Below are 22,943 nucleotides of genomic sequence, written 5' to 3' on the forward strand. Positions count from 1 at the left end.
TCGCCGTCAGGAGGTTTCGCGTGCGGCGGCGGCCCACCGGGGACCTGCGGCGGTGGTCGCCGTCAGGAGGTTTCGCGTGCGGCGGCGGCCCACCGGGGACCTGCGGCGGTGGTCGCCGTCAGGAGGTTTCGCGTGCGGCGGCGGCCCACCGGGGACCTGCGGCGGTGGTCGCCGTCAGGAGGTTTCGCGTGCGGCGGGGCCGCTGCCGAAGAGCACGTCGTCCCAGCTCGGGAGGCGCTTGCGCGGCTTGCCCGAGGCGTCACCGGCCTCGCCGGAGCCTGCGGCGGCGGCGCGGCGCGGCCGTAGCACCGCCAGCGAGGGCACCGCCGGGACCTCCTTCGGCGCGTCGGCGTCGTCGTCGAAGGCGGAACCGGAGCCACCACCGAGCAGTGCGGCGGCACCGCCCGAAACCGGCCGCTGCCGGGGCGCGTCCGGCGACGCCATCGACGCGGCCGGGTCGAGGCCGCGCCCTGCGGACGAGCCGAGCGGGCGGTCGAGCCCGGCGAGCAGCGCGTCGCGGCCGGCCCGGATCGGGTCCCGACCGGAACGGGTGTGCTCGCCGGCCGGTGCCGGCAGCCCGTGACCGCCGCGGCTCGGCTCCACCCGGGACGGGCCGGGCAGGGCGTGACCGCCGCGTTCCGGCGCGGGCTCCTGACCGAGCAGCGGTGCCGGCCGCTCGGCGCAGAGGTACTGCGCCATGTCGTCGTGTGGCGTCACCGCCTGGCGCGCCTTGTCGAGATCCCAGATCGCCTGCGCGGTCGCCTTCCCTGACGGCCAGGTCGCGATGATCCGCCAGGTGCCGTCGTCGCGCCGGTAGGCGTCCCAGGAGATTTTCTCGGTGTCGATGCCGTGCTGGGAGAGCCGGCCGTCGACGATCTCGGCTAGCGGCGCCTGGTTTTCCGCGTTCCTGAGCCGGGTGCGTCGGGCGTGCTGAGCGAGCATCGCCCGCTCCTGGAGCACCGGCCCGGCGTAGCGCAGCACCCGGTCGACCGGAACCCCGGCAATCCGCGCCACGTCCTCGGCCGACTCGCCGGAGCGGATCCGGGCCTGGATGTCCCGCGGCGACAGTGAAGGGGCAGGCTCGGTGACGCCGCCGACCGCGGCCAGTGGGGCGCTGCCGGGCTCGTGGTGCAGGACGGTCGCGACCCGCTCGTCGATCGGCAGCGCGAGAAGTCGGCCCACCTCGTCGGTGAGCACCATAGCTTGGCCGTCCTCGGAGAGGGCGACGAAGCGTACTGGCCGCATCGCGTTGCCTCCGTCCCGCCTCGCTGGCCCCACGCCACAGGTCAGCCACCCGGGCGTCCTCCCACACGGTACGCCGGTCCGTCACTCCTTGGGGAGAGGCGCGCCCGCATGTCGCGGGTGAGCTGGGTAGATTGATCACTCGGGCCGGGTGGTTTGTCCGACCGGCCCGACCCGAGCGGCGAATCGGCTCAGAGCCGGTCGACCACGTAGTCGACGCAGGTGGTCAGGGCTTCCACGTCGCTGGGCTCGACGGCCGGGAAGAGCGCGATCCGGAGCTGGTTGCGGCCCAGCTTCCGGTACGGCTCGGTGTCGAGGATCCCGTTCGCCCGCAGCACCTTGGCGATCGCCGTGGCGTCGACGCCCTCGGCGAAGTCGACCGTGGCCACCACATTGGAGCGCAGTGCCGGGTCGGTCACGAAGGGTGTCGTCACGGCGGAGCGCTCGGCCCAGCCGTACACGATCGAGGCGCTCTCGGCGGTGCGCTTGGTCGCCCAGGCCAGCCCGCCCTGCGCGTTCATCCAGTCGGTCTGCTCGGCCGCGAGGAAGACGGTGGCCAGCGCCGGGGTGTTGTAGGTCTGCTCCAGCCGGGAGTTGTCGATCGCGGTGACCAGGTCGAGGAAGGCCGGGACGTAGCGGCCGGACGACTTGATCTCGGTGGCCCGGGCCAGCGCGGCCGGCGACATCAGCGCCAGCCAGATCCCGCCGTCGGAGCCGAAGCACTTCTGCGGGGCGAAGTAGTAGACGTCGGTCTCCCGGACATCCACCTCCAGGCCGCCCGCGCCGGAGGTGGCGTCCACCAGCAGCAGCGCGTCGTCGTCGGCGCCGGCCACCCGGCGGATCGGCACCGCGACGCCGGTCGAGGTCTCGTTCTGCGGCGTGCCGTAGACGTCGACCCCGGCCTCGGCGACCAGCGCCGGGGCGCTGCCCGGGTCGGACCTGTGGACGGTCGGCTCGCCGAGGAACGGCGCATCCTTCACCGACTTCGCGAACTTGGCGCCGAACTCGCCGAAGCTGGCGAACTGGGCCCGGTCCCGGACCAGCCCGAAGGTGGCGACCTCCCAGAAGGCGGTGGTGCCGCCGTTGCCGAGGACCACCTCGTAGCCCTCAGGCAGGGAGAAGAACTCGGCGATGCCGCGGCGCAGCCGGGCGACCTGGTCGCGTACGGTCTTCTGCCGGTGCGAGGTGCCGAGGTAGGTCGTGGCGACGTCGGCCAGCGCGGAGACCGCCGCGGGACGCACCTTGGACGGGCCGCAGCCGAACCGGCCGTCAGCGGGTTTGATCTCGTCAGGGATCCGAATGGTCGAAACGTCAGCCACGGTTAGAAGATCCTTCCGGTGGGCCGGGTGGCCCGTGAGCCGAGCGGTTGATCCGGCGACGCTGCCGCCCGCCCATCCTCGCACCCGCACCCCAGGACCCGCCCGGCGATCCCACCGCACCGGCTGAGTTCTCCCCCACACTCCCGCCGTGGGTGCAAGGAAGGGCCCCCGCTACAACAGAAAACGATAAGCGGGGGCCCTTCCTTGCACCTCAGACGTCGTGGGGGACGGCGTCCCAGCCTTCGACCTCGGTGGGCTTGCGGGGGCCGGGGCCGGTGTAGCGGGCGGCGGGTCGGACCAGCCGCTTCAGCTTCTTCTGCTCCAGGATGTGCGCGCTCCAACCGCCCATCCGGGCACAGGTGAACATGGAGGTGAACATGTGTGCCGGTACCTCGGCGAAGTCGAGGACCACGGCCGACCAGAACTCGACGTTGGTGGCGAGCACCCGGTCGGGCTTACGGGCGTGCAACTCCTCCAGAGCGGCCTTCTCCAGCGCCTCGGCGATCTCGAAGCGGGGCGCGCCGAGCTCCTTGGCGGTGCGCCGGAGCACCCGGGCGCGCGGGTCCTCGGCCCGGTAGATCCGGTGTCCGAAGCCCATCAACCGCTCGCCCCGGTCGAGGACGCCCTTGACGTACCCCTCGGCGTCGCCGCTGCGCTCGACGGCCTCGATCATGTGCAGTACCCGGGAGGGCGCGCCGCCGTGCAGCGGGCCGGAGAGCGCGCCGATCCCGGACGAGATGCAGGCGGCGGCGTCCGCACCGGTCGAGGCGACGATCCGGGCGGTGAAGGTGGAGGCGTTCAGACCGTGTTCGGCGGCGGAGATGAAGTACGCGTCCACGGCCTTGACGTGCCGGGGGTCGGGCTCGCCACGCCAGCGCTTCATGAAGCGCTCGACGATGGTCTCCGCCTTGTCGATCTCCTTCTGCGGCACGGCCGGCAGACCCAGACCGCGCGCCGACTGGGCGACGAAGGAGAGCGCGGTCACGGAGACCCGGGCCAGATCCTCCCGGGCCTGCTCGTCGGAGATGTCGAGGAACTGCGACAGCCCCCAGTACGGGGCGAGCATCGCCACCGCGGACTGCACGTCGACCCGGATGTCGCCGGAGTGCACCGGCACCGGGAACGGTTCGGCCGGAGGCAGGCCGGGACCGAACCGGCCGTCTACGAGCAGCGCCCAGACGTTGCCGAAGGAGACCTGGCCGATGAGGTCCTCGATGTCGACCCCTCGATAGCGCAGCGCGCCTCCTTCCTTGTCGGGCTCGGCGATGGCGGTCTCGAAGGCGATCACGCCTTCGAGCCCCGGTTTGAAGTCGGACATGCGCGCTCCTGGATCGGTCGTCCGTGCAATCGAGGGCCCACCCGGCGGTGCCCGGCGTGAGCCCTCGGCCAACTCAGCTAGGTATTCGTGCCATCTTGCCTGCTGGGTAACTAACTTTGCGAGAGGTCACGGTTGTGCTACGCGCGACACGGCACGGTAAGCGGACACGGCACGGTAAGCGCAAGTCTCGCCGGGCCGGTGCCGGCCGCTGCCCGGCCGGCCCGGACCGGCCCGCTTTCGATAGACGACGAGGATGTGACGTGATGCGGGACACACCACCGGCCGACCTGCGCCGGGAGTACTCCGCGGTGGAGGGGCTGGTCGAGGCCGATCTGGCGGCCCGATGGTGGACCCAGTTCCACCACTGGTTCCTCGACGCGGTCGCGGCCGGGCTGCCCGAGCCGAACGCGATGGTGGTGGCCACCGCCGACGCGCAGGGGCGGCCCAGCACCCGGACGGTCCTGCTCAAGGGGTACGACGAACGCGGCCTGGTCTTCTACACCAACTACGAGTCGCGCAAGGGTGTCGAGGCGCTGGCGAACCCGCATGCCAGCCTCCTGCTGCCGTGGTTTCCGATGCAGCGGCAGGTGGTGATCTGCGGCACGATCGGGCCGGTCGACCGGGCCGAGACGGAGGCGTACTTCGCCGGCCGCCCGCGCGGCTCCCAACTCGGCGCCTGGGCGAGCCCGCAGTCCCGGGTGCTCGCCGACCGGAGCGTGCTGGATGCCCGGTTCCGGGACGCCGTCGAGCGGTTCGCCGGCGACGTGCCGGTGCCGGCGCCCCCGCACTGGGGCGGCCTGCGCGTGGTCCCGGAGACTGTGGAGTTCTGGCAGGGCCGGGCGAGCCGGCTGCACGATCGGCTGCGCTACCGTCGGACCGGTGCGGACGAGTGGATCATTGAGCGGCTGGCGCCTTGACCGGCGCTGACGCGTCGACCGGCCCTGACGATGTGATCGGCGCCGACAACGGCGTTCCCGGGGCGCGCTCCGGAGGCCGGTTCGCCCGATGGGCGATGGACGTACGTCCGCTGCGTGTGCCGGCGTACCGGCGGCTCTGGGTCGGCAACGGCGTCTCGATGTTCGGCTTCCAGCTCACCGCGGTCGCCGTGCCGGTGGAGATGTTCGCGCTGACCCGGGAGTCGTTCTGGGTCGGCCTGCTGGGCATCGCCGGCTTCGTTCCGCTGCTGGTCTTCGGGCTCTGGGGCGGTGCCGTGGCGGACACGGTGGACCGACGCCGGCTGCTGCTCGCCAGTTCGCTGCTGATGTGGCTCTCCACCCTCGGGCTGCTGCTCCAGGCGCTCTTCCGGGTCGGCAGCCCGGTGCTGCTGCTGCTCCTGGTCGCGGTGCAGACGGTCGCCTTCGCGGTCAGCTCGCCGGCCCGGCAGGCGATCATCGCCCGGCTGGTGCCCACCACGTTGGTGCCGGCGGCGAACACGCTCGGCTACACCACCTCGACCGCCGGTGGCGTACTCGGGCCGCTCGCCGCCGGTCTGGTCTTCTCGGCCGGCCCGGTCGAGGCGGTGCTGCCGGTGGCGTACGGGGTGGACGCGCTGCTCTTCACCGTCTCGCTCTGGGCCACCTACCGGTTGCCCGCGATGCCGCCGCTGGATGACGGCAACGGCGGGGCACCCCGGCGGGCCGGCCTGACCAGCGTGGTGGACGGGTTCCGCTACCTGGCCACCACGCCGGTACTGCTGCTCTCCTTCGCCGTCGACATCATCGCGATGGTGCTGGCCATGCCCCGGGCGCTCTTTCCCGAGGTCGCGCAGGAGCGGTTCGGCGGCGGTTCGGCCGTCGGCTGGCTCTTCAGCGCGATCGCGATCGGATCGGTGCTCGGCGGGCTCACCTCGGGCTGGATCAGCCGGGTCCGCCGGCAGGGGCTGGCCCTGGTCTGCGCCGTCGTCGGCTGGGGCGTGGCGATCGCCGCCGCCGGACTGGCCCGGCAGCTCTGGCTGGCGGTCGGGCTGCTCGCGCTCGCCGGCGCGGCCGACCTGGTCAGCGCGGTCTTCCGGCAGTCGATGTTGCAGGTCTACGCCCCGGACCGGCTGCGTGGCCGGTTGCAGGGCGTCAACATCACGGTGGTCGCCGGTGGGCCGCGCCTGGGCGACCTGCGCGCCGGCACCATGGCCGCCGGTTTCGGGGTCGGCATCGCCTGGGTGGGCGGCGGCGTGGCCGCGGCGGTACTCGCACTGCTGCTCGGACTCGCCTTCCCGGCACTGGTTCGCTACCGCGCGCCCACCGCTGCCGACGGCCCGGCTGCTGCCGACGGGCCGGCTGCTGCCGACGGGCCGGCTGCTGCCGACGGGCCGGCTGCTGCCGACGGGCCGGCTGCTGCCGACGGGCCGGCTGCTGCCGACGGGCCGGCTGCTGCCGACGGGCCAGCCGCCCCGACCACGGCTGGCGACGAACCGTCCGGCTCAGCGACGGCTGCCGGCCCGTCCGGTTCGGCTACGGCTGTCGGCCTGCCCGGCCCGTCCGGTTCGGCTACGGTCGCCGGCGGCGGGCCGGGCAGCGGCGCGGCGGGCGGGCAGCCGGGCGCCACCGCCGGGTAACCGCTATCGTCCCGGCATGGACAACGTCACAACCGCGATCCGGCCGCTCTCCGGTGCACAGTGGACCATTTCCGCCGCAGGCCAGGAGGCCGTGGTGGTCGAGATCGGTGGAGGGCTGCGGGCGTACCGGGCGAACGGCGTCGACTATGTCGACAGGTACGCGGAGGACGAGCTGCCGCCCGGCTGCGCGGGCCAGGTCCTGGCGCCGTGGCCGAACCGGATCCGCGACGGCCAGTACACCTTCGCCGGCCAGGAGTTGCAGCTCTCGCTGACCGAGCCGCAGCGGCACACCGCGATCCACGGCCTGGTCAACTGGCTGCCCTGGCGGCTGGTCGAGCAGCGGCCGGACGCGGTGGTGGTCGCCTGTGACCTGCCGGCCCAGGTCGGCTATCCGTGGCCGCTGGCGCTGCGGGCCGAGTGGCGGATCGGCGCGGACGGTCTGCGGGTACGGCACGAGGCGACCAACGTCGGTCGGGAAGCTTGCCCCTTCGGCTTCTCGGTACACCCGTACCTGCAACTGCCCGGGGTGGCCGTCGACGACCTGCTGCTGCGGGTGCCGGGGCGCAGCCGGCTGCTGCTGGACGGCCGGCTGCTGCCGATCGGGGCGGCGAAGGTGACCGGTGGCGAGTACGACTTCACCGAGCCGCGCCGGATCGGTCCGGCCGTCCTCGACCTGGCCTTCGGCGACCTCGACCCGGCGCTGGTGGACGACCGGGGTTCCCACGTCACGCTCTCCAGCCCGGACTCGGACGCTGCGGTCAGCATCTGGGCCGATCCGTCGTTCCGATGGTGGCAGGTCTTCACCGGGGACACCCTGGTCGGGGAGCGCCACCGGCGGTCGGTGGCGGTCGAGCCGATGACCTGCCCGCCGGACGCGTTCCGTTCCGGCCGGGACGTGATCGTGCTCGAACCGGGCCAGACCTGGCAGGGAAGCTGGGGCATCCGGCCCGGCACCTGAGCGGGAGGGCAGGCGCGATGGAGTTCTCGGCGGTCGTCCGGCGGCGGCGGATGGTGCGCAACTACGACCCGGAGCGGCCGGTGCCGCCGGAGCTGGTCGACCGGTTGCTGGAGCACGCCGTCCGAGCGCCGTCGGCCGGGTTCTCCCAGGGCTGGGCCTTCCTGGTGCTCACCGAGCCCACCGACCGCGAACTCTTCTGGACGGCGACCGCCCCCGCGCGGCCCGAGGTGTTAGGAAGGGGCCCTTCTACAACAGAAAACGATAAGCGGGGGCCCTTCCTTACACGGTGGCTGGCGGGGATGCGGCGGGCGCCGCTGATCGTCGTACCGCTCGCCGACCGTTCCGCCTATCTGGAGCGGTACGCCGAGCCGGACAAGGGATGGGTCGAGCACGACGAGCGCCGCTGGCCGGTGCCGTACTGGTTTGTCGACACCGGCTTCGCGGCGCTGCTGATGCTGTTGACGGCGGTGGACGAGGGTCTGGGGGCGTGCTTCTTCGGCATTCCGGGGGAGCGGGTCGGGTCGTTCCGGGAGGCGTTCGGGGTGCCCGGGTCGTTCACCCCGATCGGGGCGGTCAGCGTCGGTTACCCGGCGCCGGACCATCGGCCGTCATCGTTGCGGCGCGGCCGGCGCCCGATGACGCAGGTGGTGCACCGGGGACGGTGGGGCTGACATCCTGACCGAAGTCGGTCAGGATGTCACCGAAGGTAGTAACGAAACTGACATCGACGGACAAACCCCGGGCTCGCCGGAGGTCGCTAGGCTGGCGGGCGTCATTGACGCGGTGCGGCCGCTCACAGCAGGCCGCCGGAGCCGGGAAGCAAGGGGTCGGGCCAGCACGGCCATGGGGAGGGGAGCGTGCCGTCGTGATCTTCAAGGCGGTTCGGGACGGGCGACCGTACCCGGACCACGGGCTCACGTTGAAGCAGTGGGCAGAGATCCCGCCACGCCCGCTGCGCCTCGACCAGCTCATCACGACCAAGCGGGAGCTCGCGCTGGACAAGCTTCTCGCCGAGGACTCCACCTTCTACGGCGACCTCTTCCCGCACGTCGTGCAGTGGGGCGGCGGCCTCTATCTGGAGGACGGGCTGCACCGGGCGCTGCGCGCCGCCCTCCAGCAGCGCAACCAGATCCACGCCCGGGTGCTGGTGCTGCCGGCCAGCTGAGCCGCCGCTCCGCCGCTGACCGGTCGTTAGGGTGGCGGTCATGACCGAGGCAACCGACGTCCGGACGACGTCCCCGCTGGACCTGCTCGACCTGGACGGCTCGCTCACCGGGGAGGACCGCCAGATCCGGTCCGTCGTGGCCCAGCTCGTGACCGACCGGGTACGCCCGCACGTCGCCGGCTGGTACGAGGCAGGCCGGGCCCCGGTCCGGGAACTGGCCCTCGAGTTCGGCAGGGTCGGCCTGCTCGGCATGCACCTGTCCGGGTACGGCTGCGCCGGCGCCTCGGCTGTCGCGTACGGGCTGGCCTGCCTGGAGTTGGAGGCGGCGGACTCCGGCGTGCGCTCCCTGGTCTCGGTGCAGGGTTCGCTTGCCATGTACGCCATCTGGCGCTACGGCTCCGAGGAGCAGAAGCAGCGGTGGCTCCCCGCGATGGCGGCCGGCGAGGTGATCGGCTGCTTCGGGTTGACCGAGCCCGACCACGGCTCCGATCCGGCCTCGATGGCGACCCGGGCCCGGCGGGACGGCTCCGACTGGCTGCTCGGCGGCGGCAAGATGTGGATCACCAATGCGCCGGTCGCCGACGTCGCGGTGGTCTGGGCGAGAACGGACGAGGGGGTGCGGGGCTTCGTCGTACCGCTGCCGACGCCCGGGGTGACGGTGCGGGAGATCCGGCACAAGATGTCGCTGCGCGCCTCCTCGACCGGGGAGATCGTGCTCGACGAGGTCCGGCTGCCGGCAGACGCCCTGCTGCCGGCGGCGGCTGGCCTGCGGGCCCCGCTGGGCTGCCTGACCGAGGCGCGGTACGGCATCGTCTGGGGTGCGCTCGGCGCCGCCCGGGACTGCCTGCGCGTCGCACTCGACTACGCCGGCGGCCGGGAGCAGTTCGGCCGGCCGATCGCCGGCTTCCAGCTCACCCAGGCCAAGTTCGCCGACATGGCGGTGGAGTTGCAGAAGGGCTACCTGTTGGCGCTGCACCTGGGCCGGCTCGCCGACGCCGGCCGGCTGCGGCCGGAACAGGTGAGCGTCGGCAAGCTGAACAACGTCCGGGAGGCGCTGGCGATCGCCCGGCAGTGCCGGACGATCCTCGGCGCGAACGGCATCAGCGGGGAGTATCCGGTGCTCCGGCACGCCAACAACCTGGAGAGCGTGCTGACCTACGAGGGGACGTCGGAGATCCACCAGTTGGTGATCGGGCAGCGGCTCACCGGACTCTCCGCGTTCGGCGGCTGACTCGGGTCAGCCCAGCTTGCGGGCGGAGCGGAGCGCGGTGGCGAGGGTCTCCAGGGCGGCGGCGCTGCCCGCGTACGAGAAGCGGGGTTCGCTGTTCCAGCCGACGATCTGGTTGGCCTTGACCGCGGGCAGTTGCGCCCAGGTCGGCTTCCCGGTCAGGTCCTTGGGCTGCAGTGTGGAGCTGCGGTTGTCCAGCAGCAACACGTCGGCCGGGTACTTGTCGGCGTTCTCCCAGCTCAGGCTCTCGAAATAGCCGAGGTCGTCGAGCTTGTCCGGCACGATGACCTCCACACCCAGGGACTTGTAGTAGAGGATGTCGGAGTTGACGCCCGGGTTGGAGGCGTAGAAGAGGTCGGGCGAGGCCGAGCAGGCGAGGACCCGGATCCCCCTGTTCGCCGCGACGGCCTGCCGGATGCTCTCGGCGGCGGCCTCGAACCGTGCCTTCGCGTCGGTCACCTTCGGCGCGTCCAGGTCGGCGCCGAGCGAGGCGGCGAGTTCGGCGTGCCGGCCGATCACCTTGTCCAGCGGGGCCTTGGAGGCGGCCAGGGCCACGGTCGGGGCCAACGGGACGATCTGGTCCTTGCTCTCGTCCGGCACGTACCAGAGGGAGCCCTTCTCGTATTCGTGCGTGACCAGCAGTTCCGGCTTGACCGAGGCGTACGTCTCGATGTTGAACTCGCCCCAGGTGTTGCCGATGACGGTCAGCCGCGACACGTCCAGGTCGCCGGCCTGCACGTCGGGGCTGCCGTCGGCGCGCTTCGTCGGACCGAAGACCCCGACGAGCTGGTCGGTGACGCCGAAGTCGTGCAGCGCGGCGGCGGCGCCGACGAAGGCGACGACGCGCTGCGGCCGGCCGGCGGCGGAGGCGGTCTCGCCCCGGTCGTCGGTGAAGCTCCACGCACCGCCGCCGTCACCGGTCCCGGCGCCGGAGTCGTCGCCGTCCTGGCCGCAGGCGCCGAGCAGTGCGGTGAGGCCGAGCGCGCCGGCAGCGCCGAGCAGGTCGCGGCGGGTGAACTGGCGGGACTGTGACATGGCGTGGCGCTCCTTGGTCGGTGCGGGCGAGGGCGCGACGGCTGGACCACGGGGACCGGCGCCGCACCGGCGCTAGGTTAGCCTGCCCTAACTTCTGGTTGTCAAGTCGCTGGTCAGGGGCGCACGGATTAGAGCCGGCGGCCGAGGGTAGGCCGTCGCGTGGTGACCGGAGGACTCGCGGGGCACGGGCTACTGGCCGACGGGCGCAGCGCCGCCCTGGTCGACCTCGCCGGCTCGGTCAACTGGTGGTGCCCGGAGCGGTTCGACGCACCCTCGGTCTTCTGCCGGCTGCTGGACGCCTCCGGCGGGCACTGGTGGATCCGGCCGTCCGGACACTTCGAGGTGCACCGGGACTACCTACCCGACACCCTGGTGCTGCGTACGGTGTTCCGGACCGAACACGGTGCGGTCTCCGTCACCGACGGCCTGCTGCTGGCGGGGGGTGCCCGGGGGCACGACATCGGACTGCGCTCGCCCGGCATCCTGGCCCGGGTGGTGGAGGGGATCTCCGGCACGGTTCCGATGGAGATGTCCTACTGCCCCCGCTTCGAGTACGGCCGGCGCAGCGCCTACCTGGTCTGGCGGGACGGGAAACTGGTGGCGACGTCCGGGCCGACGACGGTGACGATGACCGCCCCGATGCCGTTGAGCTGCGACGGGTCCGAGGCGAGCGCCCGGTTCGTCGTCGGGCCCGGGCAGCGGGAGACGTTCGTGCTGGCGTACCGGCCGACGTACCACGAGCCGGAGCCGGATCCGACCGGTGGTGGCGGCGACGCGCTCGCCGACACGGTCGCGGGCTGGCGGTCCTGGGCGGCGCACCACGACTACCAGGGCCGCTATCCGGAGCAGGTCCGGCGCAGCGCCCTGGTGCTGCAGGGGCTCACCTACGCGCCCAGTGGTGCGGTGGTGGCCGCCGCGACCACCTCGCTGCCGGAGAAACTCGGCGGCGACCGCAACTACGACTACCGGTACGCCTGGCTGCGCGACTTCAGCCTGACGCTCCGGGCGCTCTGGATCGCCGCCTGCCCGACCGAGGCGAGCCGGCTCTTCGGCTGGGTCGCCTCGGCGGTCGGCCGGATCGACGGGCAGCCGGTGCCGATCATGTTCGGCGTCGAGGGCGAGCGGGACCTGACCGAGCGCCGGATCGAGACGTTGCGCGGCTATGCCGACAGCCGCCCGGTCTGGGTCGGTAACGAGGCCTGGCGGCAGCGCCAACTCGACGTACCGGGCGAGGTGATCGACGCGGCCTGGCGGCTGCGGGAGTACCTCGACCCGCTGACCCCGGAGATCCGTGACCTGTTGCGCAGCCTCGCCGACCAGGCGGTGACGAGCTGGCGGGAGCCGGACGCCGGGATGTGGGAGGCCCGGGACGCGCAGCGGCACTACCTGTCGTCCAAGGTGGGCTGCTGGACGGCGCTGGACCGGGCGGTGCGGTTCGGCGAGCGCCTGGGCGGGGCCGAGGAGCTGGCCCGCTGGTCGGCGGCCCGGGACGAGACCCGGGAGACGATTCTGCGGGAGGGCTGGAACCCGCAGGTCGGTGCCTACACCGGCGCCTTCGGCTCCGACCGGCTCGATGCCAGCGTGCTGCTCATGCCGATCGCCGGATTCCTGCCCGCCACCGACGACCGGATGCGGGCCACGATCCGGCTGATCGAGGAGCGGCTCACCCGGGGCGGCCTGGTACGGCGCTGGGAGGGCGACCCGGGCGCGTTCACCCTCTGCTCCTTCTGGCTGGTGCAGTGCCTCGCGCTCGCCGGAGAGCGGGACCGGGCGGCGGCGATGTTCGACAACGTGGCGGCCGTCGCCAACGACCTCGGGCTGCTCGCCGAGCAGGTGGACCCGTACACCGGAGAGCAGCTCGGCAACTTTCCGCAGGCGTTCTCCCACATCGGACTGATCAGCGCGGCGTGGGAACTCACCGCCGCCTCGACCGGGGCGGCGTCGACAGGGGGAGGAAACTGATGACTGGACGGCTGGCGGGGAGGACGGCACTGATCACCGGCTCCGATTCCGGGATCGGCCAGGCGACCGCGATCGAGTTCGCCCGCGAGGGTGCCGACGTCGTGGTCCACTATTTGCGCGACCACGACGGTGCGGAGCACACCCGGGAGCAGGTGGAACGGGCCGGCCGGCGGGCACACGTCGTGCAGGGTGACATCAGCGACGAGGATCAGGTGGGCGCGATGTTCGACTCGGCCCTGGCGGAGTTCGACGAGCTGAACGTGCTGATCAACGACGCCGGGGTGGACGCCTCCGGCATTCCCGTGATCGACCTGGACACCGAGACCTGGGACCGGGCGATCCGGGTCAACGTCTACGGCGCCTTCTTCTGCTCCCGGCGCTTCGCCCGGCACCGCCGCGACCAGGGTGGCAAGGGAAAGATCATCAATATCACCTCGATCCACCAGGAGGTGGCCCGGGCCGGCGGCTCGGACTACGACGCCAGCAAGGGCGCGCTGCTCAACCTCGCCAAGAGCATGGCGCTGGAACTCGCGCCGATGGGTATCAACGTCAACAACATCGGGCCCGGCATGGTGCTCACCCCGTTCAACCAGCGGGCCATCGACGACCCGAAGTATCTGGAGGAGCAGGTGCAGAGCATCCCGTTCCGGCGCGCCGCGGAGCCGGGCGAGGTCGGCCGGGTGGCGGTCTTTCTGGCCAGCTCCGACGGCGACTACGTCACCGGGTCGACGTACTTCGTCGACGGTGGACTGATGCAGAACCAGGGTCAGGGGGCGTAGGCATGGCGATCGACCAGGCGCGTTGGCAGCAGGAGAATCCCGTCTCCCTCTATCCGCGTCCGATGGTCCCGATCGACCACGTCGAACCCTGTCCCCGGCGGATCCGTGCCCTGCTGAACGGGGAGTGGGTGTTCGACACGAACGCCGCCCGGTATGTCTGGGAGTGGCCGCACTATCCGCACTACTACATCCCGCTCGCCGACATCCGGCAGGAACTGCTTGTCGACGAGCACGACCTGGAGCAGTACAGCGGGGGCACCGCCCGGCAGTACGGGATCCGGGTCGGTGACCGGTACCACCCGGGTTGCGTGCGGGTGCACACCGAGAAGTCCGTCGAAGGGCTGGCGGACATGGTCCGCTTCGACTGGAACGTGCTGGACACCTGGTTCGAGGAGGACGAGGAGGTCTTCGTGCATCCGCGCGATCCGTACACCCGGGTCGACGCACTGCGATCCACCCGGCGGGTCCGGATCGAGCTGGACGGCGAGGTGCTGGCCGAGAGCGGCTCACCGGTGTTGGTCTTCGAGACGGGCCTGCCGACCCGCTACTACCTGAACCGGGCCGAGGTGGCGCTCGGCCGGCTGATCCCGACCGAGACGGTCACCCCCTGCCCCTACAAGGGACGGACCAGCAACTACTGGTCGGTCCAGATCGGGGACACCAGGCACGAGGACATCGCCTGGTCGTACGACTTCCCGACCCACCTGTTGCAGCCGATCGCCGGGATGGTCGCCTTTTTCAACGAGCGGGTCGACATCGTCGTCGACGGCGAGCTGCTGCCCCGGCCGAAGACCCGCTGGTCGAGCTGAGGGTCGCCGGGGCCGGCCTCGGAGACGGCTCCGGCCGGCCCGGCGTGGGGTCCGGACCGGCCGGAGACCGGGTGGTGGTGGGATGGTCGGTGGTGCGGAAGCGGCCGGGAGCGGGTACGGGCCGAGCCCGCCCCCGGCCGCCTCCTAGAAGCCGCGCCTGCCGTTCGGGCCGGTGGCGACGGCGAGTACCTGCTGTAGACCGCGGTAGGCGGCCTTCGGCTGGAAGTTCTCGTCCAGCGGGGTGGCCGAGCCCTGGCCGTCGAAGAAGCCGGGGACCCAGGAGTACTTGTCGGTGAAGCCCCACACGGTGAACATCACGCAGCGCGGGGTGAGCAGGCAGGCCGTGAGCAGGGTGTTGAAGCTGCCCACCTGCCCGGCCTCCTTGTAGGTGTCGACCGGGAGGAAGAACCGCACGTCGACCTCGGTGAAGGCGGTCTCCATGCCGAGCTTGTCGAAGCGCGCCAGGTTCTGCGGGGCGTCGATCGGCAGCGGGTACTGGAGGTCGAGGTGGCCCTGGAAGCCCATGCCGTGCAGCGGCACCCGCTGCCTGCGCAGCTCCCTGGCCAGCTCGTAGTAGGCGGTGCTCTTCGGGTTGACGTTGTCGATCGCGTAGTCGTTGAGGTAGAGCTTGGCCCTCGGGTCGGCGGCGTGCGCCAGGCGCAGCGCGTAGGCGATGTAGTCCGGGCCGAGGTGCTGGCGGAAGATGGTGTCCCGGAGCACCGGGGAGTCGCCGTCGGTGAACGCCTCGTTGACGACGTCCCAGGCCCGGACCTTGCCCCGGTAGCGCTTCACCACCGTGGTGATGTGGTTGCGCACGATGTCGCGCAGCTCGGCCGAGTCGATCGAGCCGTCCGCGACGCCGTCGCTCAACCAGGCGGGAAGCTGGCTGTGCCAGAGCAGCGTGTGCCCGTGCACCTTCTGCCCGTTGCGCCGGGCGAACTCGACCAGCTTGTCGGCCGGGCCCCAGTTGTACTGCCCCCGGGTGGGCTCCAGCTCGGACCACTTCATCACGTTCTCGGCGGTCACCGCCGAGAACTCCTTCGCGGCCCGCTCCCGGTAGGTGGAGTCGTTCGCCAGGGCGTTCATGTCGATCGCCGTGCCGACGCCGAGGCCGTGCGGCCTGGCGAGGACCCGCAGCGGCAGGTCCGTGTTCGGCGTACCGGGGAAGTGCCCGCCGAAGCCGCCCTTCGTCTGCTGCTGCGCGGCCCCGACCGGCACCTGCGTCGGTGCCGCAGTGGCGGTCGACGGTCCGACCGCGTAGAGGGTGCCGGCCGCGAGCACGCCGACCAGAGCTGTCGAAAGCTTCTTCATCGAAACAGGGCCTCCAGGGTGGGGTTCGAGATCAACCGTCGGCCGGAGCCGTCGGGGCCGCGCGCGGGGGGACGGATGCGCGTGGATCCCTACCGGAACGCGAGCCGGACCCTGGATTGCTGCCGGATCCTCTGTCAGAGATCCGACAATTGTCGTGCGTGCCTCTGTCTTCTCAGGAGTCGGACTTTGTGCTAAGGCTGACGTTCAGCTCGCCTCGGTCATCGCGGCCGCGAACTGCTCGGGGCTGAGCTGTCCCCGGAAGAGCCGCCGCAGATTCGTGATGAGCGCGGCGGCGACCTCCGGCTCGACCGCCTGGTCCCAGGCCAGATTCTGCGACGGCGCCCGCACGACCAGCTCGTGCACCGCGGTGGTGAATGCGGCGTGCTCCGTGCCGCGCAACCGTGGCGCCGCATCGGTCACCGGCGGCACCTCCCCGTCCGCCACCACGGCGTCGAGGTGGGCGTCGGCGGTGGCGGCCCGGACGAAATCGAGCGCCGCCTCCCGGTGCCGGCTTCCGGCCGCCACCGAGAAGAAGTTGGTGGGTATCCCCACCAGGTCGGCCGGGTCCCCGACCCCGTCCTCGACCGCCGGGAACGGCACGAAACCGAGCTTGCCACCGGCCACGAACTCGGAGTTCCGGGCGAGCTGGGTCGGGTACTCCCAGGTCCCCATCAGTTGCATCGCGGCCTGACCGCTGGCCAGTCTTCCGGAGGCGTTGCCGTCGTCGTAGCCGACCGAGGCGAAGTCGGTGCCGAAGGCGCCCCGCTCGACCAGCTCCTGCGCGTCCCGCAGCGCCCGCAGCACCGCCGGGTGCGACCAGGCGTCCGGCCGGCCGGCGACGATGCCGGCGGTGGTGGCCGGGCCCCCGATCCGCTCGGCCAGATACATCACCCACATCAGCTCGGTCCAGCCCTGGGCACCACCGAGCGCGATCGGCGTGATCTTCTTGGCCTTGAACGTCTCCACCAGAGAGAGCAGGTCGGCATAGCTGCGCGGCGGCTCCACCCCGGCCCGGGCGAAGACGTCCCGGTGGTAGAAGAGCACCACCGGGTGGGTGCCGTTCATCGGCATCCCGTACTGCCGGCCCTCCACCGCGCCGCCGGCCAGCACCGTGGGCAGGAACCGGTCGCCCACCCCGGGCTCGTCGCGCAGCGGGGTGAGGTCGGCGAGCAGACCGTCCCGGGCCAGCCGGGTCAGGGTCGCCCCACCCCAGCTCGCGAAGACGTCCGGGCCGTCCGGCGAGCCGACCGCCGTACGGAGCTGCTCCTTGTACTCCTCGTTGCCGAAGGTGGTGAGTTCGACGTCGACCTCGGCGCTGCGGTGGTAGCGGTCGACGAGTTGCTGGAGCGCGGAATCGGCGTCCGGCGGCTTGACGGCCCAGACCCGCAGCACCGCCGCGCCCCGCTCGCCGGCCGGCGGCACCGGCGGCACCCCCCGGCCCCGGGTCAGCTCCGCACCGGTCAGGCTCGCCAGCACCACCAGGGCCGCGACCGTCACGCCGGCCAGCCCGGCCCGCAACCGCCGCTGCCGCCGGTAGCGCCGCCGGATCGTCGCGACGGCGCCCGGAGCCGCCGCGGGCAGTGCGTCCTGCGCCTCCGTCAGGGTGGTGCCCAGCTCCTCGGCGAGCCGCCGATCGTCCACCGGGCCGAACTCGTCAACCACGTCCGCTCCGCATCGTCTGTTTCTGCTGGGCGGGAGCCAGGTGCGCCCGTAGGACCCGCTTGGCTCTCGCGTACCGGCTGGAGACCGTGCCCGGCGGCTCGCCGCAGATCGCGGCGATCTCGCTGAACGTGTAGCGGTACAGCACGTGCAGCACCACGACGGTCCGCTCGGCCTTGCCGAGCTGCCGCAACGCGTGCCACAGCGCACTGTTGCCCACCGCCGTCGCCGCCGGGTCGTCGGGCCGGCGGTCGACGTCGTCGGTCGGCACCTCCCGGCGCCACCGGCGCCACCGGCTCACGTTACGGGTCACGATCACCTGCCGGGCGTACGCCTCGGGGTTCTCACCGGCCTTGCGCCAGCGCTGCCAGACCTCGACCACGGCGATCTGGGCCAGGTCGTCCGCCTCGGCCGCACTGCCACTGATCAGGTATGCGAACCGTCGTAGTGCGTCCAGGCGCGCCCGAGCGAACTCCTCGGCGTCGCTGAACGCTGTGCGGGCCATCCAGCTCCTCCTCCGGGCACCACGCCGGTCACCGTCGATGCGCCGTGCCCTTCCGAACCTAGTGGCTGAGGGCTGCACAATCACCTTGGCCGATTGTCTACCGCTCGACCGGCACGACGGCGGCCGCCTGCCGCTCGGCCAGCTCGACGGCGTTGCGGAAGAGCATCGCCACGGTCGTCGGGCCGACCCCGCCGACCCGGGGCGTGACCGCGCCCGCAACCGAGGCGCACGCCTCGTCGAGGTCGGGCAGGAGCCGGCGCCCCGCGTACCGGACCCCGCCGCCGATCGCGACCGCGCCGGGTCGCAGGTGCTCCGGCCGCACGATCCCGGGTACGCCCGCCGCGGCGACCACGATGTCGGCCCGTCGGGTGTGCCGTTCCCATCCGGGTACGCCGCCGTGCACCACCGTCACGGCCGCGTCGGCGGTGCGGCTCTTCCGGCTCAGCAGCAGCGACAGCGGGCGCCCCAGCGTCGTGCCGCGACCGAGGATCACCACGTCCCGGCCGGCGACCGGGATCTCGTGGAAGGCGAGCAGCGCCTCGATCCCGGCCGGCGTGCACGGCACCGGGCCGGGCAGCCCGGCGGCGAGCCGGCCCAGGCTCTCCGGGTGCAGCCCGTCGACATCCTTGGCCGGGTCGACGGCGAGGACGGCGCCGGGATAGTCGAGGTGGGTCGGGAGCGGATGCTGCACCAGGATGGCGTGCACCGTTCGGTCCTCGTTGTACGCCTCGATCGTCCGGACCAGTTCGGCCTGGGTGGCGGTGTCGGGCAGGTGGGTGTGCGGGGAGGCGAAACCGAGTTCGGTGGCCTGCCGCTGCTTCATCCGGATGTAGCCGGCGCTGGCGGAGTCGTCACCGACCAGGATCGTCGCCAGGCTCGGCACGACACCAGCCCGGCGCAGCGCGGCCACCCGGGCGGCGACCTCGACGAGGACCGCCTCGGCGACGGGACCACCCGGCAGCAGCCGGGCGCCGCGGTGCTCGGAGACACGGTGCGGCTCGGGCGTGTGGTGGGGCTCGGACGCGGTCACGGGGCTTCCTTCCGGCGTGGGGAGAAGCCCCGGCACCCAGGCGTACGGCGACGGAGTCGAGCCGGCGGGCCGCTTCCCGGTGGTGCTCCACCCGACGCCAGTCGCGTCCCGCCGGGCCGAGCGTACCTCCGGGGTGGCTCGAGTCGCGGGTGTCGTACCGGGGCCGTACCGTTTTCTCAGGTGCAACTGGAAAGAGGACGGTGAGGGCGGATGTCCCGAGAAGGCGATGTCAACCAGCCCACGGTCGACCAGCCCACGCGTGAATACCCCGGCTACGCCAAGGGGCAGGCCGCGCCACCCGACCCGGCCGACCCCTGGGCCGGCGGCGGGGACGACGGCACCCGGCCGTTCGACACCGACGAGGGCCGACCGACCCAGCCCGACCGGGAGCCGGTCGGCGGCGGTCGCGGGTGGGGTCGGGCGGTCTTCGCCCTGGTCGGCGTCATCGGCGTGATCGCCGTGCTGGTGCTCGGCGTGCAGGTCAGCGGGCTCCTGCCGGACTGGCGCAACCCGTTCGCCAAGGAGGAGACCGACCGCAGCCAGCCACCGCTGCTCAAGTCGATCCAGGATCTCAGCCGCTACGTCGCGGCCGAGGGCAACTTCGAGGTCGTCGTGGACCTGGAGCAGAACCGGAAGTACGTTCCGGACTTCCTGCTCGGCGAGCGCACCCTCTTCGTCGGGGCCGGCACCGTCGACGCGTACGTCGACTTCGGGCAGCTCGGCGAGGACGCGGTGGTCGTCTCCGAGGACCGCAGGTCGGTGGAGGTCAAGCTGCCGGCCCCGCAGCTCGGTGAGGTCAACCTCGATCTGGAGCGCAGCTACGTCTTCGCCGAGGAGCGCGGTGTGCTCAACCGCCTCGGCGAGGTCTTCGGCGGCGACCCGAACCGGCAGCGCGAGACCTACATCCGGGCCGAGCAGAAGATCGCCGAGTCGGCCCGGAGCAGCGGTCTCGGCGAACGCGCCCAGGAGAACACCCGCAAGATGCTGGACCAGATGCTCCGCTCGCTCGGCTACGAGCAGGTCACCATCACCTACGTCCAGCCGTGACCCAGCCGGCTGCGGCCGGCGAGGTGCCGTCCGGACCGGGTACGTGTCCGGACGGCACCGTTCCTTCAGGGGAGTGAAGGAGCCCGGCCAGCGGAGGTCAGTGGGCGCTGGCGTAGTAGCGGTCCTCGTTCGGCATGATGATCCAGAGCGCCAGATAGATCACCACCTGCGGGCCCGGCAGCAGCACGGACAGCACGAAGAGCAGCCGCATCATTCCGGCGGACATGCCGAAGCGGCGGGCCAGGCCGGAGCAGACACCGGCGATCATTCGGTTGTCCCGGGGGCGTACCAGCTTGCGACTCATCGTCGTCTTCTCCTCACTCGGCGGTGGAACTCCGTCGCCTCGCCGGTTCCACGCGCGCCTGTCTCCACGGTAGGAACGCCGTCGGGCGGCGCCCTCGGCCCGGAGGCGGATTCCGGCACCTCGTACCCGTAGGTATGTACCCGGGCGGGTGCGTGACCAACACCGCCGAAGCGGGTAGGGCACAGGATGTGCCCGGGAGCGGGATGCGCCCCGGGAGCGGTTCGGCGATGATGCCGGGGGAGAATTGGCAGGTCACCGGGGTAGCGGGCCGGCAACGGCGCCGGCATGGGAGGAATGTCGATGATCAGCGCTTTCGACCTTTTCACGGTGGGGATCGGGCCGTCCAGCTCGCACACCGTCGGGCCGATGCGGGCCGCCCGGACCTTCGCCGCCGGGCTCAAGGCCGACGGGCTGCTCGCCGGCACCGCACGGGTACGCGCCGAACTCTTCGGCTCGCTCGGTGCCACCGGACACGGGCACGGCAGCGGCCCCGCCGTGCTCCTGGGGCTGCTCGGCGAGGCGCCGGAGACGGTCGACCCGGACCGGGTCGCCGAGACCGTGGCGGGAATCCGTGCCGGCCGCCGGCTGAGCCTGTTGGGGGCGCACGAGGTCGACTTCGACATCGACCGGGATCTGATGCTGCACCGCCGCCGTTCGCTGCCGTTCCACCCGAACGGGATGACCTTCACCGCGTACGACCCGGCGGGTGAACCGCTGCGGACCCGGACCTACTACTCGGTCGGCGGCGGGTTCGTGGTGGACGAGACCGCGACCGGCGCGGACCGGATCAAGCCGGACAGCACCCGGGTCCGTCATCCCTTCAGCACCGGCGCCGAGTTGCTGGCGCTGACCGCCGATACCGGGTTGTCGATCAGCGGGATCATGCTCGCCAACGAGCGCTCCTGGCGCGGCGGGCCGGAGATCCGGGCCGGCCTGCTGGAGATCTGGCGGGTGATGCGGGAGTGCGTCGACCGGGGCAGCCTGCGGGACGGGACGCTGCCGGGTGGGCTGCGGGTCCGGCGCCGCGCCGCCGAGCTGCGCCGGAGCCTGGAGGCGGACCCGGGTTCGGCGGACCCGTTGCGGGTGATGGACTGGGTCACGCTCTTCGCGCTCGCGGTCAACGAGGAGAACGCGGCCGGCGGCCGGGTGGTGACCGCCCCGACCAACGGCGCGGCCGGGATCATCCCGGCGGTGCTGCACTACTACACCCGGTTCGTGCCGGGGGCCTCCGAGGAGGGCGTACTCCGGTTCCTGCTCGCCGCCGCCGCGATCGGCGTGCTCTTCAAGGAGAACGCCTCCATCTCCGGCGCCGAGGTGGGCTGCCAGGGCGAGGTCGGGTCGGCCTGCTCGATGGCGGCGGCCGGGCTGGCCGAGGCGCTCGGCGGTACGCCGGCCCAGGTGGAGAACGCGGCCGAGATCGGCATGGAGCACAACCTGGGGCTGACCTGTGATCCGGTCGGTGGTCTGGTGCAGATTCCCTGCATCGAGCGGAACGCGGTGGCCAGCATCAAGGCGATCACGGCGGCCCGGCTGGCACTGCGCGGCGACGGGGAGCACGCGGTCTCGCTGGACAAGGTGATCAAGACGATGCGGGAGACCGGCGCCGACATGAAGGTCAAGTACAAGGAGACCGCCCGGGGCGGGCTCGCCGTCAACGTCATCGAGTGCTGACCGCCGTCCTGCGGAAGGTGTCCGTCGGGCGTCTGTCGAGTGTCCGGCGGGCGTCCGTCGGGTAGCGTTGGCACGTTTCCCGGGCGAGAGAACTCGGTCCGGTCGATCCTTATTTGAGGCGATTTTTCCGACTGTTACCCTGTGTCGGGCCGACGGTCGGAGCGCCGACGGTCGGTGCCGAGCGGTCGGACCGGTGCGAGCGCAGGAGGCGGCTGTGACGTCTGGCGTGGTGGCGGTGTGGTCGCACCGCAACACGCTCCGGCTGCTCGTCCGGCGGGACCTGGCGGTGAAATACCAGCAGTCGGTGCTGGGCTACCTGTGGTCGCTGATCGAGCCGCTCGGCATGGGCGTCATCTACTTCTTCGTCTTCGGGGTGCTCTACCGGTCGGCCACCGACCGGCATCTCGGGGACGCCGCGGAGTCGTACCCGCTCTTCCTGATCACCGGGATCTTCGCCTGGATGTGGACCAGCGCGGCGATCGGCGAGGCCACGGCGGCGCTCACCGGGCAGGCCCGGCTGATCACCACGATGAACCTGCCCCGCGAGGTCTTCCCGATCGGCCGGGTGGCCAGCCGATTCGCCGAGTACGCCGCCGGGCTGCCGATCCTGGCCGGCGTCGCGATCGTCTACGCCTCGCTCGACAGGATCGGGTTCGGGGTCTCGCTGCTGGCGCTGCCGCTGGCCCTGCTGATCCAGTGGACCCTGCTGATCGGGATCGCGCTGCTGCTCTCCTCGCTCAACGTGCTGATGCGGGACATCGAGCGGCTGATGCGGCTCGTCACCCGGGTGCTCTTCTACGCCACCCCGATCATCTATCCGCTGAGTTTGGTCCGGGACTCCTCGCTGCCTGAATGGATCAAGATCGCGTACGAACTCAATCCGCTGGTCGGGATCTTCCAGCTCCACCACGCGGTCTGGTACCCGGACGAGTTCCCCGGGGCCCGGCTGCTCGCCGTGGCGGCCGGCGGCAGCCTGCTGGTCCTGCTCGCCGGCTGGTGGGTGTTCCGCCGGCTCGAACCGACCGTGCTCAAGGAGCTGTAGTGGGCCGG

Annotated in this window: 20 protein-coding genes, 1 pseudogene and 1 riboswitch; of the genes and pseudogenes, 12 read left to right on the forward strand and 9 right to left on the reverse strand. The window is 72.0% G+C overall.

The features are described 5' to 3' along the window. Positions 1-174: 174 nt before the first annotated feature. The 3 genes from sepH to ACN28C_RS08340 form a co-directional block, all read right to left on the reverse strand. Positions 175-1,245 (reverse strand): septation protein SepH, encoded by a 1,071-nt coding sequence (gene sepH, locus ACN28C_RS08330; RefSeq protein ID WP_422772951.1) that lies wholly within the window; start codon positions 1,243-1,245, stop codon positions 175-177. Positions 1,246-1,433: 188 nt separating this feature from the next. Continuing rightward, on the reverse strand, positions 1,434-2,561 hold the full coding sequence (gene serC / locus ACN28C_RS08335) for a phosphoserine transaminase (protein WP_422772952.1): 1,128 nt from the start codon (positions 2,559-2,561) through the stop codon (positions 1,434-1,436). A gap of 211 nt (positions 2,562-2,772) precedes the next feature. Then, complete coding sequence (locus ACN28C_RS08340; protein WP_422772953.1) at positions 2,773-3,879, reverse strand: citrate synthase 2; 1,107 nt, start codon at positions 3,877-3,879, stop codon at positions 2,773-2,775. A gap of 263 nt (positions 3,880-4,142) precedes the next feature. On the opposite strand from ACN28C_RS08340, the gene pdxH reads away from it, so the two are divergent. The 6 genes and pseudogenes from pdxH (at position 4,143) to ACN28C_RS08370 (ending at position 9,784) form a co-directional block, all read left to right on the forward strand. Beyond that, positions 4,143-4,796 carry a pyridoxamine 5'-phosphate oxidase gene (gene pdxH / locus ACN28C_RS08345; RefSeq protein WP_422772954.1) on the forward strand — a complete coding sequence of 218 codons (654 nt, stop codon included), beginning with the start codon at positions 4,143-4,145 and terminating at the stop codon, positions 4,794-4,796. A gap of 95 nt (positions 4,797-4,891) precedes the next feature. Continuing rightward, positions 4,892-6,124, forward strand: a pseudogene (locus ACN28C_RS08350) (MFS transporter); the annotation flags it as partial. A 322-nt stretch (positions 6,125-6,446) separates the two neighbouring features. Further along, complete coding sequence (locus ACN28C_RS08355; RefSeq protein ID WP_422772955.1) at positions 6,447-7,388, forward strand: aldose 1-epimerase family protein; 942 nt, start codon at positions 6,447-6,449, stop codon at positions 7,386-7,388. Between the two features lie 17 nt (positions 7,389-7,405). After that, positions 7,406-8,059 (forward strand): nitroreductase family protein, encoded by a 654-nt coding sequence (locus tag ACN28C_RS08360; protein WP_422772956.1) that lies wholly within the window; start codon positions 7,406-7,408, stop codon positions 8,057-8,059. A gap of 194 nt (positions 8,060-8,253) precedes the next feature. Beyond that, positions 8,254-8,553, forward strand: a complete 300-nt coding sequence (locus tag ACN28C_RS08365) for a type II toxin-antitoxin system VapB family antitoxin (protein WP_130461735.1) — start codon at positions 8,254-8,256, stop codon at positions 8,551-8,553. A gap of 40 nt (positions 8,554-8,593) precedes the next feature. Next, complete coding sequence (locus ACN28C_RS08370; RefSeq protein WP_422772957.1) at positions 8,594-9,784, forward strand: acyl-CoA dehydrogenase family protein; 1,191 nt, start codon at positions 8,594-8,596, stop codon at positions 9,782-9,784. A gap of 6 nt (positions 9,785-9,790) precedes the next feature. Here ACN28C_RS08370 and ACN28C_RS08375 read toward each other — a convergent pair whose 3' ends face one another. Next, a complete protein-coding gene (locus ACN28C_RS08375) occupies positions 9,791-10,816 on the reverse strand; it encodes an ABC transporter substrate-binding protein (protein ID WP_422772958.1) in 1,026 nt (341 codons plus the stop codon). Positions 10,817-10,975: 159 nt separating this feature from the next. Here ACN28C_RS08375 and ACN28C_RS08380 point away from each other — a divergent pair, with 159 nt between their 5' ends. The 3 genes from ACN28C_RS08380 to ACN28C_RS08390 are packed head-to-tail and all read left to right on the forward strand — an operon-like array spanning position 10,976 to position 14,366. Beyond that, the gene (locus ACN28C_RS08380) at positions 10,976-12,778 is read left to right on the forward strand and encodes a glycoside hydrolase family 15 protein (protein ID WP_422772959.1); all 1,803 of its coding nucleotides are present in this window, start codon (positions 10,976-10,978) and stop codon (positions 12,776-12,778) included. After that, positions 12,778-13,557, forward strand: a complete 780-nt coding sequence (locus ACN28C_RS08385; protein ID WP_422772960.1) for a glucose 1-dehydrogenase — start codon at positions 12,778-12,780, stop codon at positions 13,555-13,557. The genes ACN28C_RS08380 and ACN28C_RS08385 overlap by 1 nt, the downstream gene beginning before the upstream one ends. 2 nt (positions 13,558-13,559) lie before the next feature. Continuing rightward, positions 13,560-14,366 (forward strand): DUF427 domain-containing protein, encoded by an 807-nt coding sequence (locus tag ACN28C_RS08390; RefSeq protein ID WP_422772961.1) that lies wholly within the window; start codon positions 13,560-13,562, stop codon positions 14,364-14,366. 144 nt (positions 14,367-14,510) lie between these two features. Here ACN28C_RS08390 and ACN28C_RS08395 read toward each other — a convergent pair whose 3' ends face one another. From ACN28C_RS08395 to ACN28C_RS08410, 4 genes are all read right to left on the reverse strand, one after another. Then, the gene (locus tag ACN28C_RS08395) at positions 14,511-15,677 is read right to left on the reverse strand and encodes an endo-1,4-beta-xylanase (protein ID WP_422772962.1); all 1,167 of its coding nucleotides are present in this window, start codon (positions 15,675-15,677) and stop codon (positions 14,511-14,513) included. Between the two features lie 204 nt (positions 15,678-15,881). Further along, positions 15,882-17,339, reverse strand: coding sequence for an ABC transporter substrate-binding protein (locus ACN28C_RS08400; protein WP_422772963.1), 1,458 nt, complete (start codon positions 17,337-17,339; stop codon positions 15,882-15,884). Continuing rightward, positions 17,332-17,841: an RNA polymerase sigma factor gene (locus ACN28C_RS08405; RefSeq protein ID WP_421495518.1), complete on the reverse strand. Its 510-nt coding sequence runs from the start codon at positions 17,839-17,841 to the stop codon at positions 17,332-17,334. Before ACN28C_RS08405 ends, ACN28C_RS08400 begins: the two co-directional genes overlap by 8 nt. A 97-nt stretch (positions 17,842-17,938) precedes the next feature. Further along, on the reverse strand, positions 17,939-18,871 hold the full coding sequence (locus ACN28C_RS08410) for a bifunctional 5,10-methylenetetrahydrofolate dehydrogenase/5,10-methenyltetrahydrofolate cyclohydrolase (RefSeq protein WP_422772964.1): 933 nt from the start codon (positions 18,869-18,871) through the stop codon (positions 17,939-17,941). A gap of 27 nt (positions 18,872-18,898) precedes the next feature. After that, positions 18,899-18,986, reverse strand: a riboswitch (ZMP/ZTP riboswitch). Positions 18,987-19,081: 95 nt separating this feature from the next. Between ACN28C_RS08410 and ACN28C_RS08415 the strand changes: the two genes are divergently transcribed. Then, positions 19,082-19,918: a DUF4230 domain-containing protein gene (locus tag ACN28C_RS08415; protein WP_422772965.1), complete on the forward strand. Its 837-nt coding sequence runs from the start codon at positions 19,082-19,084 to the stop codon at positions 19,916-19,918. Positions 19,919-20,015: 97 nt separating this feature from the next. Here ACN28C_RS08415 and ACN28C_RS08420 read toward each other — a convergent pair whose 3' ends face one another. Further along, positions 20,016-20,222 (reverse strand): PspC domain-containing protein, encoded by a 207-nt coding sequence (locus ACN28C_RS08420; protein ID WP_422772966.1) that lies wholly within the window; start codon positions 20,220-20,222, stop codon positions 20,016-20,018. Positions 20,223-20,522: 300 nt separating this feature from the next. Here ACN28C_RS08420 and ACN28C_RS08425 point away from each other — a divergent pair, with 300 nt between their 5' ends. Next, complete coding sequence (locus ACN28C_RS08425) at positions 20,523-21,893, forward strand: L-serine ammonia-lyase (RefSeq protein WP_422772967.1); 1,371 nt, start codon at positions 20,523-20,525, stop codon at positions 21,891-21,893. Positions 21,894-22,107: 214 nt separating this feature from the next. Beyond that, complete coding sequence (locus tag ACN28C_RS08430; protein WP_422772968.1) at positions 22,108-22,935, forward strand: ABC transporter permease; 828 nt, start codon at positions 22,108-22,110, stop codon at positions 22,933-22,935. The last annotated feature ends 8 nt before the right edge of the window (positions 22,936-22,943 follow it).

The sequence above is a fragment of the Plantactinospora sp. WMMC1484 genome (genome assembly GCF_049315195.1).
Taxonomy (GTDB): Bacteria; Actinomycetota; Actinomycetes; order Mycobacteriales; family Micromonosporaceae; genus Plantactinospora.